Genomic DNA, 16,278 nt, shown 5'->3' on the forward strand with positions numbered 1-16,278 from the left:
ATGCCTGGCAGCAGCCACGCCGCGCTTGTGCAATATCCGAGCACCACCGTTCCATCACCTGGTGTTGCACTTGATCCTCAGTACCCCCCAAGCCTGTCGGCACGCTCTCAAAAAGGAAAAACATGTCCAAGTCTGCGTATAGCGCCAAAGTATTCGCCCTCTACTTGTTCGTCGTTGGGCCCGTGTTAGTCGTCGCGCCAAACTTCTTGCTGTCGATCTTACAAATTCCGCCAACCTCCGAGGTCTGGATTCATTTGCTTGGCGTTGTCGTATCCATGATTGGCGTCTATGCGTGGGTCGCAGCCAAGCACGAAAACAAGCCGTTTCTGGTCGCGTCGGTATACACGCGCCTCTTCGTGTTCGCGGCCTTCACGACCTTCGCTGCCATTGGCCTTGCCAGCCCGATGATCGTTTTTTTCGGCGTCGCAGATCTGCTTGGAGGAATGTGGACCTACTTCGCACTGAAAGCCGACGCGCAGTCGGCAAGAACTGTCCTGGCGGGCCAGCACTGAGGCCCGTCCAATTTTGCATGCGCGCCAATCAAAACAACCGCAGTCCGACCGTCACTCACTTTACAGAGAGAGTTTTATTCATGACAAACGAAGCAAACAAAGTCTTCTTCATTGCTGCGCCAGCGGCAGCCATGTCGGCGTCAGGATTGACGCGCATTGATTTCTCCGACGGCTATGCCGGTCAGGGGGATCGAACCTACGTGGACGCCGAACAAGCGGGGCGCGCCGTGTTCGCTGAACCGCATCGCATGCTCACCTGGCTCATTATTTTGCGCAACGGAATCGTCGCACCGTTGGGACTAAAGAAAAGTATCAGCTTTAGCGATCGCGGGCTGGGGAAGATTGGCATGTTTCCGATTATTTCCAGTACGCGCACTGAAGTCGTCGTCGGTGGTGACGACAAGCATCTGGATTTTCGGATCTGGATAAGCATTCAACCGAGTCTGCAGGGATCGGAAGTGACGGTTTCAACCTTGGTTAAAATACACAATCTCTTTGGAAGAGTTTATTTGTTTATCATCATGCCGTTTCATAAGCTGCTGACACGCTCGCTGTTAAAACGCGCGGTCAACCGGCGCGACAAGGTGCAGCGCAAGCCAGAAAGGTGACCTCATTGTTGCCGCCTACCGAATATTGACCATCTAAAGGCAGCGTCGGCGTTTCCAGCGCCCTGCGCAAAACATCCCCATGTGCAGGCAGATGTTTTACACTGCGGCAATGCCAGGCAATGTTTGCGCGGCAACATCATCACCTCAGACCCATCCACCATGCTGCAAGATACCCTGCTGTTCGCCGCGCCCGGCAATTTTCCCGTCGCCCTCGTCGCCGCCCTGTTCGGCCTGATCGTCGGCAGTTTCCTCAACGTGGTGATCCACCGCGTGCCGACAATGATGCAGCGCGAATCCGATAATTATGTGGCGGAAGAAAGCGGCCTGCCCTTGCCGCATACGGACCGCTACAACCTGATGCTGCCGCATTCGCACTGCACCGCTTGCGGCCACCGCATCACGGCCATGGAAAACATCCCCGTCATCAGTTACCTGCTGCTGCGCGGCAAGTGCAGCGCCTGCAAGGCCCCCATCTCCGTGCGCTACCCGCTGGTCGAGTTGCTGACGGGCGCGCTGTCGGCCCTGTTGATCTGGCACTTCGGCAGCGGCTGGACGGGCCTGGCCACGCTCGTGTTTGCCTGGCTGCTGATCGCCATGACCTTCATCGATGCCGACACGCAAATGCTGCCCGACGACTTGACCTTCCCCTTGCTGTGGGCGGGTCTGCTGGTCAACATCAATAGCACCTTCGTGCCCCTGCAGGACGCCGTCATCGGCGCGGCCGCCGGCTACCTGGCCCTGTGGGCCGTGTACTGGGCCTTCAAGCTGGCGACAGGCAAGGAGGGAATGGGCTATGGTGACTTCAAATTGCTGGCGGCGCTCGGTGCCTGGCTGGGCTGGACCATGCTGCCGACCATCATATTGTTGTCGTCGCTGGTCGGCGCCGTGGTCGGCATCGGCCTGATCGTCTTCGCCAGGCGAGGGCGCGACAAACCGATTCCGTTCGGCCCCTACCTGGCGGCGGCGGGCCTGATCGCGCTGCTGTACGGCGCACCCCTGTCGCGCCTCATGCCAGGCCTGAGCGGCTGACCGGTGCCGCACCGCGCCCCTATGGATAAATACATGCAAACACAAAACGTCCCCTATTTCAGCGTCGGCCTCACCGGCGGCATCGGTTGCGGCAAGAGCACCGTGGCCGACCTGTTCGCCGCGCACGGCGCCACCATCGTCGACACCGACCAGATCGCCCACAGCCTGACGGCGCCGAACGGCGCCGCCATGCCGGCCCTGGTGGCGGAATTTGGCCCCGACTACGCCGATGCGCGCGGCGCCCTCGACCGCACAAAAATGCGCAACCTGGTGTTTGCCGACGCCGCCGCCAAGGCCAGACTGGAAGCCATCCTGCATCCGCGCATCCGCCAGGCCACCTTGGCGGCGGCCGCCGCAGCGACGGGCAGCTATGTGATCTTTGCCGTGCCCCTGCTCGTCGAGTCCGGCGGATGGGTGGAGCGAGTCAACCGCGTGCTGGTCATCGATTGCCTGGAAAGCCTGCAAGTGTCGCGCGTGATGGCGCGCAATGGCTTATCGGAAGAACAAGTCAAAGCCATCATGGCCACGCAAGCCACGCGCGCCATGCGCCTGGCGGCGGCGGACGATGTGATCGACAATAATGGCGATTTGGCCGCCCTGGCGCCGCAGATTGCCCAGTTGCACGATTTATATCTGGCATTTTCAAAAAGAATGGCCGGAATCGGGCCGCAACGTTTGTAATTTGTCGACGCTTGGTTCAAAATCACGGGATTGTTTGCAGGTCCTTACTTAAGGGAATTATTTTGATTGTCTACGAATACCCTTTCAACGAACGCATACGTACCTTGTTGCGTCTGGAAGACCTGTACGACAAATTCAAGTTCTTCATCCAGCAAGAGCATGCAATGCAGCACCATGTTGCCTTGGCAACTATTTTCGACATGCTCGAAGTGGCCGGCCGTGCCGACCTGAAGTCCGACCTGCTGCAGGAACTCGAGCGCCAGCGCCAGAGCTTGCTCGGCTACCGCAGCAATCCGAATGTGGAGCCGGAAACCCTGGACGCCATCCTCGGTGAACTCGACAGTGTCAGCGGCGCCCTGGTGGCGGCGCAAGGCAAGACGGGCCAGAATATCCGCGACAATGAATGGCTGATGAGTATTCGCGGCCGCACCATCATCCCGGGCGGCGCCTGCGAATTCGACTTGCCTTCCTACTTTGCCTGGCAAAAACGCAGCTCCGAGCAGCGCCTGACCGATATCCACGCCTGGTTCGCCCCGCTGGCGCCCCTGTTCGATGCGCTGGCCCTGGTCTTGCGCCTGCTGCGCGATTCCGGCGGACCCGTTAAACTGATCGCCAATGGCGGCAGCTACCAGCAAATGCTGCAAGGCAAGGTGTATCAGATGCTGCGCCTGAGCCTGGATGAAAACATCGGCGCCATCCCGGAAATTTCCGCCAACAAATATATGCTGTGGGTACGCTTCACGACCCAGGGTGGCGACTTGAAACCCAAGCCGCTGGAAGTCGATGTTCCGTTCGAGCTCACGCTCTGTAATTTTTAACTGTTACTCATTTGCCCCATCATGACCGTCGTTAACTGCCCTACCTGTGCCGCCAAAGTCGAATGGACTGAAGCCAACAAATTCCGCCCCTTCTGCTCGGAACGCTGCAAGCAGATCGACCTGGGCGCCTGGGCCGAAGAGAAATACACGATCCCCGCCGCCGACCCGTTCGAAGATCCGCTCGCGGACGAAGACAACAAGCCGCAATAAGCCTCAATTAAACGGATTTTCCAGGCGCAGTCCCTGCGTCACGAAACTGTCGAGCCTGCCGCTGACCACCGTCAAATCATAGGCGATGCCCATCGCCGCGATCTGTCCATCGACGCCGTGCGCATGGCCGCGGCCATGCAGGCGCGCACACACAAGTGCGCAATCGAGGTCAAATTCCAGCAGCCGCGGCGCATATTCCGCCAGCACGGCTTCCAGCCAGCCTTCCAGCGCCAGTGCTTCCAGCGCCGCTTCGCGCCGCCAGCTGCGCTGTATGCCCGCACACAACTGCGCGATCACCTGCACCGGCACATAGCGCGCGTCAGGCGCTATCCGTTCGAAAAATGCGAGCACGCCTGCCGGCGCAGCGCCACCCTTGCGCGCCGCAACGATCACATCGGCATCGAGCAGATAGCCGGGCATCGGCATGGCGGGTCAGGAGCCGCGCTGGAAATCCGCGTCGTGCCCCACGTCGGGCATGCTGCGCAAAATATCGTCGAGCGGGCGCTTCGGCAGCGGTCGCAAGGCGCTGCGCAGGATGTCGCGGTGCTCCTCTTCGATGCTGCGCCCATGCGCGCGGGCACGCTTGTGCAGCGCGGCGATCAGCAATTCATCGGTATCGGTAAAGGTCAGTGTCAGCGGCATGCGAAACTCCCCGGTGCGTGATGCAAGCACTGTAGCGCAAAGCGCCGCCGATACAAGGAAAGTCACAGGAAAGCTTGCGCCAGCGCGCAGCAAGGAGCTGCCCGCTGGCACAAATAGAGATTAACAACACCTAACAAAACCGTAGCGAGCGGAAGGCAGAGGTGGCTAAGAAGCGCAACCGTACGAAGGTACGGGGGCGCCGAGCCGGTGAGCATCGCAGGCCGCCTATACCGACGCGCAGCAGGTTTTGATAGGTGTACTAAGCAGGCGCCAGGGATTCCCGGCGCACCTCATCAAGCCATTCCAGCAGGGGAATGGTGGCCGGCAGCAAGGGTTCCACACCGACCGTGCCTTGCCAGGCGAACGCCTGCCCTTCCAGGCTTTGCGGCTCGCCCCGCCATTCGCGGCTGATATAGAAATGCAGGCGCACATGGGCGTGCGGATACACATATTCGACGCCGCACCAGGCCTCGGCACTGTCGATATACAGCCCCAGTTCCTCGACGAACTCGCGTTTCAAGGCATCAAAAATGGCTTCGCCCGGCTCGACCTTGCCGCCCGGGAATTCCCAATAGCCGTCATACGGCTTGCCGGCCGGGCGCTGGCCCAGCAGCACGTCGCCATTCGGCTTCATCAGGATGCCGACAGCCACATCGACCGGTTTCACTTTCACTTCGCTCATTGCGGCAACTTTCCCGCAGGTAGTTTCCCAGCATAATCGCGCGCGAATTGCCAGGCGACACGGCCCGAACGCGAACCGCGCTGCAAGGCCCAGCGCAGGGCGTCGCCGCGCGCTTGCGCGATCTGCTCCGGCGTGCAGCCGAAGGAAGCGAGCCAATGGGCCGCGATATCGAGGTAGTCATCCTGCTTGAATGGATAGAACGACAGCCACAGGCCGAAGCGCTCGGACAGCGAAATTTTTTCTTCCACCGTCTCGCCCGGATGCAAATCGCCATCGTCGTCCGTCTTGTAGCTGCTGTTGTCCGACATGCGTTCGGGCATCAGATGACGGCGGTTCGAGGTGGCGTAGATCAGCACATTGTCCGATTGCGCGGCGATGCTGCCATCGAGCGCCACTTTCAGCGCCTTGTAGCCGTTTTCGCCCTCTTCGAACGACAGGTCGTCGCAAAAGATGATGAAGCGCTCGGGGCGCGCCGCCACCAGGTCGACGATGTCGGGCAGGTCGGCAAGATCCGCCTTGTCCACTTCGATCAGGCGCAAGCCCTGGCCGGCGAACTGGTTCAGGCATGCCTTGATCAGCGAGGACTTGCCCGTGCCGCGCGCGCCCGTCAGCAGCACGTTGTTGGCCGGGCGTCCGCTGACGAACTGACGCGTGTTCTGTTCAATTTGCGCTTTTTGCGTGCCGATATTGTGCAAGTCGTCCAACGCGATGTTCGACACGTGGGCCACGGCCTGCAAATACGCTGCTGCGCCCTGGCGCCGGCGCCAGCGGAAGGCAAAGCTGGTCCAGTCCGGCGCGGGCGTCGCCTGCGGCAGGATCGCTTCCACGCGCGCCAGCAAGCTTTCCGCGCGCAGCAGGAATTGATCGAGACCGGTCATGAGCGGTAGTCGGCGTTGATCGACACGTAGTCATGCGACAGGTCGCACGTCCACAAGGTCGCCGTGGCGTCGCCGCGCGCCAGTTTCACGCGGATGGTGATTTCGCTTTGCTGCATCACGCGCTGGCCATCCTGTTCCTGGTAGTCCGGGTTGCGGCCGCCATTCTTGGCCACCCACACGTCGTCCAGGTACAAATTCAACTGGCCCACATCCAGGTCGTCCACGCCCGCGTAGCCGATGGCGGCCAGGATGCGGCCCAGGTTCGGGTCGGAGGCGAAGAAGGCCGTTTTCACCAGCGGAGAATGGGCGATGGAATAGGCGATCTTGCGGCACTCTTCCACGTTGCGGCCGTCTTCCACGGTCACGGTCATGAATTTCGTCGCGCCTTCGCCGTCGCGCACGATGGCTTGCGCGAGGAAGGTCGACAGTTCGGTGACGGCAGCGGCCAGTTGTGCATAGTGCGGCGAGTCGATCGAATCGACGACCAGGCTGCCGGCGCCCGTGGCCACCAGCATGAACGAGTCATTGGTGGAGGTGTCGCCGTCGATGGTGATGCAGTTGAACGATTTATCGGCCGCCTGCTTCACCAGCTGGTCCAGCACCGGTTGCGCCACGGTGGCGTCAAACGCGAGGAAACCGAGCATGGTGGCCATGTTCGGCTTGATCATGCCGGCGCCCTTGCTGATGCCCGTCAGGGTCACCGCGTGGCCACCGATGGTGACGCTGCGCGAGCCGGCTTTCGGCTGCGTGTCGGTGGTCATGATGGCTTCGGCGGCCGAGAACCAGTTGTCCGAAGTGAGCGCGGCCACGGCTTGCGGCAAGCCGGCCACCAGGCGCTGCACGGGCAAGGGTTCGAGGATCACGCCGGTGGAAAACGGTAAAATTTGCTGCGGCGTGCAGCCCAGTAGCTCAGCCAGCGCGGTGCAGCTGGCCTGTGCGTCGGCCAGGCCCGATTCGCCCGTGCCCGCATTCGCGTTGCCCGTGTTGACCAGCAGCGCACGGATCGGCGCGGCGCCGGCCGTCACGGCGGCCAGGTTGGCTTTCGCAATTTGCACGGGCGCGGCGCAGAAGCGGTTCAAGGTAAATACGCCGGCCACGGTGGCCGTCGGCGCCAGTTTCAATACCAGCAAATCCTTGCGGTTGGGTTTCTTGATGCCGGCTTCGGCAACACCGATTTCAATGCCGGCGACGGCTTTCAAGTCGGCGGCGACGGGCTTGGGAGAATTGACGGCCATGGTGATTTCTTCTGCGAGGGAAAAGGGAAGCGCTATTGTAGCGCCTTCGCGGCCAGGGTGAACATGCGGCAAGGGAATAGTCGCGGCGGTGCCGAAGCGAAGCGGCTTGCGATTTATCAGAACCATGTCACTTGGGGGCGCTATGGTATGGGCATGGACGATGGTGAGTCATGCCATCGCACCGGCCAGAGAGGGTGTCATGGCGCATGCTCAGTCAAACCGAATGCAGCACAGCGATGCGGGTCTGTCATGCCTGTTGCGTCTGTTACGCCTGTTTTGCCTGCTGGCATGGTTGACGGCCTGTACGGTGCAAGATGGTGTGGCGTACCGTCTGGACGGCGACTCTGCCGAACTGGCATCTGAAGCGCCGCCTGCGGCTGAAAGCCCACCGACTGCCGGGGTAACGCGGCCATCGCCGCCCAGTCCGTGGAGCAGTGCATGGTCGGGCACGGGTGGCCTGCTGGGCAACCTCGGCAACCTGGTCGGCAGCACCGGCAGCGGCGGCACGCTGGCGTCCGGCAACGAGACTGCGCCAGCCGGCGCCACGCACGTCACCGTGTATTACGCCACCGACAGGCAATACCAGCCCAGCAGCCACAATTATGGCTGGCAGCCCAACCGCGCGGCGCCCCACCTCAGCTATGGCAGCGTCGTGGTGAGCATTCCTGAAAAAAGAGCGCCGGGCGAACTGCCGTTGCCGCCCTGGTACGCCATCCTTTCCAGCGATAATGCGCAAAAATATGTGCTGATCAAGGGAGCCACGCGCCTGTCGCGCGCGGATTTTCTCGCCACCGTCAAGGCCAGGATACAGGCTGCCCCGGAACGGCACGCCGCCTTCATCTACATCCATGGCTACAGCAACACGTTTGACGACGCGGCCCGGCGCACGGCGCAGATGGCGGTCGACCTCGATATCGGCGCCCTGCCCGTGTTCTACAGCTGGCCGTCGAAAGGCACCCTGGCCGGCTACGAATACGACCAGAATTCGGCCGAATGGACGCAGGCGCACCTGCAGGCCTTCCTGGCCGACTTCGCGGAACATTCTTCCGCCACGGATATCTACCTGATCGCCCACAGCATGGGCAACCGCCCGATGACCGTGGCCCTGGCCAACCTGCTGGAAAAACGCCCCGAACTGCTGCCCCTGTTCAAGCAGGTGGTGCTGGCGGCGCCGGACATCAATGCCGATGTCTTCCGCGACCAGATCGCCCCCCGTTTTGCCAGCCTCAAGCTTCCCACCACCCTGTACGCTTCCGCGAACGACAAGGCCATGCGCGCTTCCTATACCTTTGCCGACTGGGACAGGATAGGCGACATCCGCGGCCCCGTCGTCGGCATCCCCGGCATGGAACTCGTCGATGCCTCGACCGTCATCATGAACTTCATGGGACACGATTACTTCGCCAGCAACCGCGTCTTGCTGACCGATATCGCCACCATGATCAAGACGGGGCAACGGGCAAGGAACCGTGGCGGATTGAAAGGCATTCCGTCGCAGGCGCCGCAATACTGGGCCTTTCCCTGAGCCGCCTGGCGCGCGCAACAGGCAAAAAAAAACGGAGACCGCAGTCTCCGTTCTTCTCAGGCCGATAAAACCGGCTTTACGCCAGCTTGCCGTGGCAAGCCTTGTACTTCTTGCCGCTGCCGCAAGGGCATGGGTCGTTGCGGCCCACTTTGACGCCCATGCTCACGCTCATGTCATCGACGTTGTCCGTGTTGCCGCCTGCCGCAGGCGCCAGCAGTTCTTCCGGCGCCGCGTTCGGGTCGAACTCGGCGTGCTGGTAGTGCACGTTTTCCACGTGCGACTGCTGCATCGCCTGTTCGGCCGCATCAACTTCTTCGCGCGACTGGATACGCACCGTCATCACGTGTTTCGTGACGTCGTTCTTGATCATGTCGAGCATCTGGCCAAACAGTTCAAACGCTTCGCGCTTGTATTCCTGTTTCGGGTTCTTCTGCGCATAACCGCGCAGGTGAATACCCTGGCGCAGGTGATCGAGCGCCGCCAGGTGTTCGCGCCAGTGGCTGTCGACGCTTTGCAGCATGACATTGCGCTCGAAGCCGCCAAACGATTCCTTGCCGACGATATCGATCTTCGACTGGTACACGGCATCGGCCGCGACCAGCACTTTTTCCAGGATCTCTTCGTCCGTCAGGGTCGCATCGGCTTCCAGCATTTGCTGCAACGGCAAGTCGAGCTGCCATTCGCTGGACAGGGTATTTTCCAGGCCCTTGATATCCCACTGCTCTTCCACCGATTCATGCGGCACGTACTCATGCACCAGGTCGGTGAACACGCCATGGCGCAGCGAGCCGATCATTTCCGAAATGTCGGTCGTTTCCAGCAGTTCGTTACGCTGCTGGTAGATGACTTTACGCTGGTCGTTGGCGACGTCATCGTATTCCAGCAATTGCTTGCGGATGTCGAAGTTGCGCGCTTCGACCTTGCGCTGGGCCGATTCGATCGAACGCGAAACGATGCCTGCCTCGATCGGTTCGCCTTCCGGCATTTTCAGACGATCCATCACGGCGCGCACGCGGTCACCGGCGAAGATGCGCAGCAGCGCATCGTCGAGCGACAGGTAGAAGCGCGACGAACCCGGATCGCCCTGGCGACCGGCACGACCACGCAGCTGATTGTCGACGCGACGCGATTCGTGGCGTTCGGTGCCGATGATATGCAAACCGCCCGCATTGACCACGTGGTCGTGCAAGGATTGCCATTCATCGCGCAGCTTCTGCGACTGGGCGGCCTTGTCGGCATCGCTCAGTTCAGGATTGGCTTCGATGAACTTGATCTGGTTCTCGACGTTGCCGCCCAACACGATGTCCGTACCGCGACCGGCCATGTTGGTGGCGATGGTGATGGCTTTCGGACGGCCTGCCTGGGCGATGATTTCGGCTTCGCGGGCATGCTGCTTCGCGTTCAGCACGTTGTGCGGCAAACCGGCCTTGGTCAGGATGCCCGACAGCAGTTCCGAGTTCTCGATCGAGGTCGTACCGACCAGCACGGGCTGGCCGCGCTCGTAGCAGTCGCGGATGTCGTTCAACATCGCGTTGTATTTTTCCGCCGACGATTTGTAGACCTGATCCTGGCGGTCCTTGCGCTGCAACGGACGATTTTGCGGGATCACGACCGTTTCCAGGCCGTAGATTTCCTGGAATTCGTACGCTTCGGTATCGGCCGTACCGGTCATGCCGGCCAGCTTGGCGTACATGCGGAAGTAGTTCTGGAAGGTGATCGAGGCCAGGGTCTGGTTCTCGTTCTGGATCTTGACGCCTTCTTTCGCTTCGACGGCCTGGTGCAAGCCATCGGACCAGCGGCGGCCCGTCATCAGACGGCCCGTGAATTCATCGACGATGACGACTTCACTGTTCTGCACCACGTAGTGCTGATCCTTGAAGTACAGCGCGTGCGCGCGCAGGGCCGCATACAGGTGATGCACGAGGCTGATGTTGGCCGAATCGTACAGCGACGCGCCTTCCGGCAGCAGGCCCATTTCCATCAGGATGCGCTCGGCCTTTTCGTGGCCCGCTTCCGTCAGCAGCACCTGGTGCGCCTTTTCATCCTTGGTATAGTCGCCCGGCACGTCAACCTTGCCCTTGCCGTCCGGCGTTTCTTCGCCGATCTGCAAGGTCAGCAGCGCAGGCACTTCATTGATCTTGTAATACAGGTCCGTGTGGTTCTCGGCCTGGCCCGAAATGATCAACGGCGTACGCGCTTCATCGATCAGGATCGAGTCGACCTCATCGACGATGCCGAAGTTCAGGCTGCGCTGCACGCGCTCGCGCGCTTCGTAGACCATGTTGTCGCGCAAGAAGTCGAAACCGAATTCGTTATTCGTGCCATACGTGATGTCGGAGTTGTACGCCTGCTGCTTGGCGCTGTGCTCCATCTGCGACATGTTCACGCCCGTCGACAGGCCCAGCCACGCATACAGGCGGCCCATGGTCTCGGCATCGCGCTGCGCCAGGTAATCATTGACGGTGACGATGTGCACGCCCTTGCCCGACAAGGCATTCAGGTAGGCTGGCAAGGTGGCCATCAGGGTCTTGCCCTCGCCCGTGCCCATCTCCGCGATCTTGCCAAAATGCAAGACCATGCCGCCGATCATCTGCACATCGAAGTGGCGCATGCGCAGGACGCGCTTGCTGGCCTCACGGCAGACGGCAAAGGCTTCCGGCAACAAGGCATCGAGCGATTCGCCAGCGGCGATGCGTTCCTTGAAGGCAGGCGTCTTCGCTTGCAGCTCGGCATCCGACAGCTTTTCGATGGCCGGCTCGAGCGCATTGATCTCGCGTACCGTTTTTTGGTATTGCTTGAGCAGCCGCTGGTTGCGGCTACCGAAAATCTGGGTCAGTAATGACATGCTTGAATTCTTGAAAAAACGCCGTTAAAAAAAGCTCGGTAGGTGACAACGAGGTAACAATCGCGTGACCGCACGGAGTTCGACTATGGCAAAAGACGATGATTTTATCATGCGTTCCCGCCAAGGTTGGGCTAATGCACCATATAACAATAGCTTAATGACAAACAAATGGCAGAAATTGCGGACATTTTCCATACTGTAAGGCAATACGACCGGCCAGCCTGCGCCACACCCGCCGCCGCACTCGTCATGCGCGGGCGAGTGTGCTATGTTTCGGCCATGCGAACTCCCACTTATTCTCCGGCACCGCGCCGCGGCTACGGCTTTGCCCGTTCAGGCCCGGCCGTCACGGGCGCAACCGATTTTCTGCGCGGCAACGCCACGATGGCTTCCCTGATGCCCACCGTCACGCGCCTGGCCGCCCTGCAAAAAGATTGCGCCAGGGCCTTGCCGGCGATGTTCGAGCATTGCGACATCCTGCAATTCGAGGGTGGCCAGCTGGTGCTGGCCACGCCGAACGCGGCGCTGGCGGCCAAGCTCAAACAGCAATTACCGAAACTGCAAGGGGAACTGGAAAGAAAGGGCTGGCAGATTTCAGGCATCAAGCTGAAAGTGCAGGTCATCAGGAGCATCGCGCCCATCGTGCATACGCGGGCACTGGTCTTGCCGGAAAAAGCCATGACGGCCCTGGAAGAGCTGAGCACGGCCTTGCCCGCGTCGAAGCAGAATGAACAGTTGATCGCGGCGCTGCGCAATATGCTGCGCCACCACCGCGAACCTAAAGATTAGCAACGCCAGGCGGCAGCACGTAGGTCGGATTAGGCCCTTCGGGCCGTAATCCGACAACATTGTTGGCGCCTGCGGGGTTGTCGGATTACGGCCTGCGGCCTAATCCGACCTACGTCAACGACCACTCGCGCTCCATTTGACGGAGATATGACTGCGGCGCTTCCTCGTTGGTGGCGAACGAGACGATTTCATACGCGTCCGGCTGTTCCAGCAGCGCCAGCAGCAACTGGTTGTTCAGTGCGTGGCCCGACTTGTGCGCCGTGTAATACGCCAGCAAGGGGTGGCCCACCAGATACAGGTCGCCGATGGCGTCGAGGATCTTGTGGCGCACGAACTCGTCTTCATAGCGCAAGCCATCGGCGTTGAGGATGCGGTATTCATCCATGACGATGGCGTTTTCCAGCGAACCGCCACGCGCCAGGCCCATGCCGCGCAAGCTTTCCACGTCCTGCATGAAACCAAAGGTGCGCGCGCGCGCCACGTCGTGCACATACGACACGTCGCCGAAGTCGACCGAGGCGCGCTGCATCGTGCCATCGACGGCCGGATGATTGAATTCGATGAAGAAGTCGAGCTTGAAGCCATCGTACGGCGACAGGCGCGCCCATTTCTCCGCGTCGCCCTTGCCGTGACGCACTTCCACCGGCTTGATGACCTTGATGAATTTCTTCGCCGCCTGCTGCTCTTCCACGCCGGCCTGCTGCAGCAGGTAGACGAAGGACGAGGCGGAACCATCCATGATGGGAATTTCTTCCGCATTCACGTCGATAACCATATTATCGACACCCAGGCCGGCCGCCGCCGACATCAGATGTTCCACGGTAGACACCCTGGCGCCATCCTTGATCAGCACGGAAGCCATGCGCGTATCGCCCACGGCCATGGCGCTGGCGGGAAACTCGACGATGGGATCGAGGTCGATGCGGCGAAACACGATGCCCGTGTCGATCGCGGCAGGACGCAAGGTCAGCTCGACCTTGGTGCCAGAGTGCAAACCGACACCGATGGTGCGGACCTGTTGTTTGATAGTGCGTTGTTTTAACATCTGTCGATTATATCTATTTGCCGGATTTTCGTTGCGGTGCGGCATGGCTGACGCCAGAAATACCACAACCATTGATTAAGGATGCTCGCTCTCGGCGTGCACGGCTTCGCGGCGCACCAGATAAATCCCGCTGCCGATGATAATGGCCGCGCCGATCAGGGTGTATTTGTCGGGCAAGGCGCGCCACAGCAGCCAGTCCAGGGCCATGCCCCAGGCCAGGGCCGAGTATTCGAACGGCGCCACGCTGGACGCCTTGCCAAAGCGAAATGCCTCCGTGATGGCTAGCTGCCCCAGGAAGCCGCTGACGGACAGGCCCGCCAGCAGCCACCAGTCTTCGCGGCGGATGCCCACCCACTCGTGCGCCGACAGCGCCACGCCGCCGATGGCCATCATCACCATCAGCCAGAAGACCATGCTTTCGCTGGCGTCCGTACGGCTCAGGATGCGTCCCGTGACGGCCGAAATGGCGTAGCAGGCGGCCGAACCCAGCACGGCAAGGCCGGCCAGCGAAAAGAATCCCGAGCCGTCCGGGCGCAGCGCCACCAGCACACCCAGCAGCCCCACGGCGATGGCGCACCAGCGCGCGACATCGACTTTTTCCTTCAAAATAAAAACCGACAGGACCGTGATCAGCAAGGGCGCGACGAAGAACAGCGCATACGCCTCGGCCAGCGACATGCGCTTCAAGCCGTAGGCGAACAGCGTAATCATGGCCACGCCCAGCGCTCCGCGCAGCAAGTGCAGCGGCCAGCGCACCTTCAGCACGTTCTTGAAAGCGCCGCGGTACAGCAGGTACAGGCACACGAGCGGCAAGGACGACAGCGCGCGCAAGGCCGTCACCTGCATGGCGGGATAATGGGCGGACAGCAGCTTCATGGCCGTGTCCATCAGGGAAAACATGGCGACAGCGATCAGCATCACATAGATGCTGCGCAGGTTGGGGTTGCGGGGTAACAGGACAGACTCCGGGCAAAAGAACGGGACCGTCATCATGGCGACGGCAGGAGCCAGGACCGGTTGGCAAGGCCACACCGTCGGCCCGATTATAGCAAGCGCAGCCGTTTACCTTATGACACTGGCAACAGCATCACCAGCTTCAGCTCGTGCTGGCGCGCCAGGTGCAAGGTCACCTGATTGAACTCCAGCAGCCCCTGCTGCGCATGCTGGAAGCGGCGCAATCCCCCATCGCGACCCTGCACCTGCTGCGCGCCCCACCACTGACGGAACTCCACGCTGGCCTGCGTCAGTTCCGCGATCAGGCCGGCCAGCGGCGCCTGGTCCGCCTGGCGGCCAATATCGGCGCGAAATTCCGCCACCAGCCGCTGCGCCCGTTCGGGCCAGCCGACGACCAGCGCGCGCGCCCCCGCATCGAGGAACATGAAGCGCAGCTGGTTCGGTGTGTCCCCGTCGTCATGCAGCCAGCCCGTGAACAAGGCGGACGCCGCCCCGTTCCACGCCACGGCATTCCATGCGCGGTCCAGGATGTACGCGGGCGCGTCGATGGCGGCGACGATGGCGGACAGCTCGGCGGCGGCCGGCCCTCCGCCCTCGCCGGTGCCGTGGCTGGGGTCATGCTTGTCGGCCACCTCGAACAGATAGGCGCGCTCGGCCGCGCTCAGCTGCAGCACCTGCGCCAGGCGGGCCAGCATCTTGGCCGACGCCGACACGGGCCGCCCCTGCTCCAGCCACGTCAGCCAGGTGGGGCTGACATCGCACAGCTGCGCCAGCTCTTCGCGCCGCAAGCCCGGCGTGCGGCGGCGCCCACCTCCAGGCAGGCCGGCCATGGCGGGAGTGACGGCTTCGCGCCGGACGCGGATGAATTCAGCGAGCTTGTTCGACATCAGATGCCTGCATGGTAGTAGATATACCAGTATAAGTTATGGTCTTGTTACAGGATAATTTTATCCCTATTCTGCAGGAACTCACCCATCCACAGGAGAAAACCATGCAGCAGCACGATGTCGTTACCGAACAGTTTGGCAAGACGGCGAATGCCTACCTGAGCAGCGCGGTACACGCGCAAGGCGCCGACCTGGTGCTGATGCAGGAATGCGCGCGCCGCCATGGCAAGCAAGGAAAACCTCATGTACTGGACCTGGGCTGCGGCGCCGGCCACGCCAGCTTCGCCGTCGCTCCCGTGGCGCAATCGGTCGTCGCCTACGACCTGGCGCAGCCCATGCTCGACGTGGTCGACTGCGCCAGGGTGCAGCGCGGCTTGCACAACATCCGCACGCAACAGGGCGATGTGGCCCGCCTGCCGTTTGCCGACGCCAGCTTCGACATGGTCGTCACGCGCTTTTCCGCGCACCACTGGAACGACGTGGCGGGCGCGCTGGCGGAAGCCTGGCGCGTGCTTCGCCCCAATGGCACTTTATTGGTGGTCGACATCGTCGCACCGAAAACGGCCCTGTACGACAGCACTCTGCAAGCGGTGGAAATGCTGCGCGACGCGTCGCACGTGCGCGACTACCGCAGCTGCGAATGGGGCGCCAAGTTCGACAACGCGGGCTTCACGCACAGCTTGCGCAGCGTGTGGAAGCTGACGATGCAGTTCGACGAGTGGGTGGCGCGCATGCGCACGCCGAACGAGCGCGTGGCGGCCATCCGTAACCTGTTCGATGGCGCGCCCGAGGAAGCGCGCCGATATTTTGCGCTGCAGGACGATTATTCGTTCAGCATCGATGCGGCCATGTTCGAGGCGACCAAACCGCAGGTGCAATAAAAAAACGGCGCCGATGGCGCCGTTTTTTATTGCGTAGGTTGGATTAGCGCGCAGCGC

18 protein-coding genes are annotated in these 16,278 nt (G+C 61.5%); 9 read left to right on the forward strand and 9 right to left on the reverse strand.

What is annotated here, in order from left to right; genetic code table 11:
- The first annotated feature begins 122 nt into the window (after nucleotides 1–122).
- The 6 genes from ACP7DW_RS18255 to yacG all read left to right on the forward strand — a co-directional run bounded on the left by ACP7DW_RS18255 (nucleotide 123) and on the right by yacG (nucleotide 3,858).
- Nucleotides 123–512, forward strand: coding sequence for a hypothetical protein (locus ACP7DW_RS18255; RefSeq protein WP_426056196.1), 390 nt, complete (start codon nucleotides 123–125; stop codon nucleotides 510–512).
- Nucleotides 513–592: 80 nt separating this feature from the next.
- Nucleotides 593–1,120 (forward strand): DUF2867 domain-containing protein, encoded by a 528-nt coding sequence (locus ACP7DW_RS18260; protein WP_426056195.1) that lies wholly within the window; start codon nucleotides 593–595, stop codon nucleotides 1,118–1,120.
- A 159-nt stretch (nucleotides 1,121–1,279) separates the two neighbouring features.
- The gene (locus ACP7DW_RS18265) at nucleotides 1,280–2,149 is read left to right on the forward strand and encodes a prepilin peptidase (RefSeq protein ID WP_426056194.1); all 870 of its coding nucleotides are present in this window, start codon (nucleotides 1,280–1,282) and stop codon (nucleotides 2,147–2,149) included.
- Nucleotides 2,150–2,182: 33 nt separating this feature from the next.
- Entirely contained in the window at nucleotides 2,183–2,830 is a 648-nt protein-coding gene (gene coaE / locus ACP7DW_RS18270; protein ID WP_116745857.1) for a dephospho-CoA kinase, read from the forward strand.
- A 62-nt stretch (nucleotides 2,831–2,892) separates the two neighbouring features.
- Nucleotides 2,893–3,648, forward strand: coding sequence for a cell division protein ZapD (zapD, locus tag ACP7DW_RS18275; RefSeq protein WP_298406132.1), 756 nt, complete (start codon nucleotides 2,893–2,895; stop codon nucleotides 3,646–3,648).
- Between the two features lie 18 nt (nucleotides 3,649–3,666).
- Nucleotides 3,667–3,858 carry a DNA gyrase inhibitor YacG gene (gene yacG / locus ACP7DW_RS18280; RefSeq protein ID WP_034748814.1) on the forward strand — a complete coding sequence of 64 codons (192 nt, stop codon included), beginning with the start codon at nucleotides 3,667–3,669 and terminating at the stop codon, nucleotides 3,856–3,858.
- Nucleotides 3,859–3,861: 3 nt separating this feature from the next.
- Here the strand turns inward: yacG and ACP7DW_RS18285 are convergent, their stop codons facing one another.
- From ACP7DW_RS18285 to argJ, 5 genes are all read right to left on the reverse strand, one after another.
- Nucleotides 3,862–4,284, reverse strand: coding sequence for a VapC toxin family PIN domain ribonuclease (locus tag ACP7DW_RS18285; RefSeq protein ID WP_426056193.1), 423 nt, complete (start codon nucleotides 4,282–4,284; stop codon nucleotides 3,862–3,864).
- A 6-nt stretch (nucleotides 4,285–4,290) separates the two neighbouring features.
- Nucleotides 4,291–4,500 (reverse strand): FitA-like ribbon-helix-helix domain-containing protein, encoded by a 210-nt coding sequence (locus ACP7DW_RS18290; RefSeq protein ID WP_426056192.1) that lies wholly within the window; start codon nucleotides 4,498–4,500, stop codon nucleotides 4,291–4,293.
- Nucleotides 4,501–4,759: 259 nt separating this feature from the next.
- The gene (locus ACP7DW_RS18295; RefSeq protein WP_102120172.1) at nucleotides 4,760–5,182 is read right to left on the reverse strand and encodes an NUDIX domain-containing protein; all 423 of its coding nucleotides are present in this window, start codon (nucleotides 5,180–5,182) and stop codon (nucleotides 4,760–4,762) included.
- Nucleotides 5,179–6,060, reverse strand: a complete 882-nt coding sequence (locus tag ACP7DW_RS18300) for an ATP-binding protein (RefSeq protein ID WP_426056191.1) — start codon at nucleotides 6,058–6,060, stop codon at nucleotides 5,179–5,181. The genes ACP7DW_RS18295 and ACP7DW_RS18300 overlap by 4 nt, the downstream gene beginning before the upstream one ends.
- Nucleotides 6,057–7,295 carry a bifunctional glutamate N-acetyltransferase/amino-acid acetyltransferase ArgJ gene (gene argJ, locus ACP7DW_RS18305; RefSeq protein ID WP_426056190.1) on the reverse strand — a complete coding sequence of 413 codons (1,239 nt, stop codon included), beginning with the start codon at nucleotides 7,293–7,295 and terminating at the stop codon, nucleotides 6,057–6,059. Before argJ ends, ACP7DW_RS18300 begins: the two co-directional genes overlap by 4 nt.
- A 319-nt stretch (nucleotides 7,296–7,614) precedes the next feature.
- On the opposite strand from argJ, the gene ACP7DW_RS18310 reads away from it, so the two are divergent.
- The gene (locus ACP7DW_RS18310; protein WP_426056189.1) at nucleotides 7,615–8,820 is read left to right on the forward strand and encodes an alpha/beta hydrolase; all 1,206 of its coding nucleotides are present in this window, start codon (nucleotides 7,615–7,617) and stop codon (nucleotides 8,818–8,820) included.
- Between the two features lie 76 nt (nucleotides 8,821–8,896).
- Here the strand turns inward: ACP7DW_RS18310 and secA are convergent, their stop codons facing one another.
- Nucleotides 8,897–11,665 (reverse strand): preprotein translocase subunit SecA, encoded by a 2,769-nt coding sequence (gene secA, locus ACP7DW_RS18315; RefSeq protein ID WP_426056188.1) that lies wholly within the window; start codon nucleotides 11,663–11,665, stop codon nucleotides 8,897–8,899.
- 279 nt (nucleotides 11,666–11,944) lie between these two features.
- Here secA and ACP7DW_RS18320 point away from each other — a divergent pair, with 279 nt between their 5' ends.
- Nucleotides 11,945–12,454 (forward strand): DciA family protein, encoded by a 510-nt coding sequence (locus tag ACP7DW_RS18320; RefSeq protein WP_071079376.1) that lies wholly within the window; start codon nucleotides 11,945–11,947, stop codon nucleotides 12,452–12,454.
- A gap of 109 nt (nucleotides 12,455–12,563) precedes the next feature.
- Here ACP7DW_RS18320 and lpxC read toward each other — a convergent pair whose 3' ends face one another.
- The 3 genes from lpxC to ACP7DW_RS18335 form a co-directional block, all read right to left on the reverse strand.
- The gene (gene lpxC / locus ACP7DW_RS18325) at nucleotides 12,564–13,499 is read right to left on the reverse strand and encodes a UDP-3-O-acyl-N-acetylglucosamine deacetylase (protein WP_426056187.1); all 936 of its coding nucleotides are present in this window, start codon (nucleotides 13,497–13,499) and stop codon (nucleotides 12,564–12,566) included.
- Between the two features lie 75 nt (nucleotides 13,500–13,574).
- Entirely contained in the window at nucleotides 13,575–14,417 is an 843-nt protein-coding gene (locus ACP7DW_RS18330) for a DMT family transporter (protein ID WP_426056218.1), read from the reverse strand.
- Nucleotides 14,418–14,566: 149 nt separating this feature from the next.
- On the reverse strand, nucleotides 14,567–15,340 hold the full coding sequence (locus ACP7DW_RS18335) for a helix-turn-helix transcriptional regulator (protein ID WP_426056186.1): 774 nt from the start codon (nucleotides 15,338–15,340) through the stop codon (nucleotides 14,567–14,569).
- Between the two features lie 104 nt (nucleotides 15,341–15,444).
- Between ACP7DW_RS18335 and ACP7DW_RS18340 the strand changes: the two genes are divergently transcribed.
- Nucleotides 15,445–16,221: a class I SAM-dependent methyltransferase gene (locus tag ACP7DW_RS18340; protein WP_426056185.1), complete on the forward strand. Its 777-nt coding sequence runs from the start codon at nucleotides 15,445–15,447 to the stop codon at nucleotides 16,219–16,221.
- Nucleotides 16,222–16,278 lie beyond the last annotated feature (57 nt).

It is taken from the genome of Janthinobacterium sp. PSRC1-1 (assembly GCF_049897525.1).
Lineage (GTDB): Bacteria > Pseudomonadota > Gammaproteobacteria > Burkholderiales > Burkholderiaceae_D > Janthinobacterium > Janthinobacterium tructae.

Bases quoted from the DNA above. Each gene is read 5' to 3' on its own strand.
- ACP7DW_RS18260 (WP_426056195.1), top strand. From the start codon at position 593: ATGACAAACGAAGCAAACAAAGTCTTCTTCATTGCTGCGCCAGCGGCA.
- ACP7DW_RS18335 (WP_426056186.1), bottom strand. From the start codon at position 15,340: ATGTCGAACAAGCTCGCTGAATTCATCCGCGTCCGGCGCGAAGCCGTC.
- ACP7DW_RS18265 (WP_426056194.1), top strand. From the start codon at position 1,280: ATGCTGCAAGATACCCTGCTGTTCGCCGCGCCCGGCAATTTTCCCGTC.
- ACP7DW_RS18300 (WP_426056191.1), bottom strand. From the start codon at position 6,060: ATGACCGGTCTCGATCAATTCCTGCTGCGCGCGGAAAGCTTGCTGGCG.
- ACP7DW_RS18295 (WP_102120172.1), bottom strand. From the start codon at position 5,182: ATGAGCGAAGTGAAAGTGAAACCGGTCGATGTGGCTGTCGGCATCCTG.
- ACP7DW_RS18255 (WP_426056196.1), top strand. From the start codon at position 123: ATGTCCAAGTCTGCGTATAGCGCCAAAGTATTCGCCCTCTACTTGTTC.
- secA (WP_426056188.1), bottom strand. From the start codon at position 11,665: ATGTCATTACTGACCCAGATTTTCGGTAGCCGCAACCAGCGGCTGCTC.
- ACP7DW_RS18340 (WP_426056185.1), top strand. From the start codon at position 15,445: ATGCAGCAGCACGATGTCGTTACCGAACAGTTTGGCAAGACGGCGAAT.
- ACP7DW_RS18320 (WP_071079376.1), top strand. From the start codon at position 11,945: ATGCGAACTCCCACTTATTCTCCGGCACCGCGCCGCGGCTACGGCTTT.
- ACP7DW_RS18330 (WP_426056218.1), bottom strand. From the start codon at position 14,417: ATGCTGATCGCTGTCGCCATGTTTTCCCTGATGGACACGGCCATGAAG.
- argJ (WP_426056190.1), bottom strand. From the start codon at position 7,295: ATGGCCGTCAATTCTCCCAAGCCCGTCGCCGCCGACTTGAAAGCCGTC.
- ACP7DW_RS18290 (WP_426056192.1), bottom strand. From the start codon at position 4,500: ATGCCGCTGACACTGACCTTTACCGATACCGATGAATTGCTGATCGCC.
- coaE (WP_116745857.1), top strand. From the start codon at position 2,183: ATGCAAACACAAAACGTCCCCTATTTCAGCGTCGGCCTCACCGGCGGC.
- lpxC (WP_426056187.1), bottom strand. From the start codon at position 13,499: ATGTTAAAACAACGCACTATCAAACAACAGGTCCGCACCATCGGTGTC.
- ACP7DW_RS18285 (WP_426056193.1), bottom strand. From the start codon at position 4,284: ATGCCGATGCCCGGCTATCTGCTCGATGCCGATGTGATCGTTGCGGCG.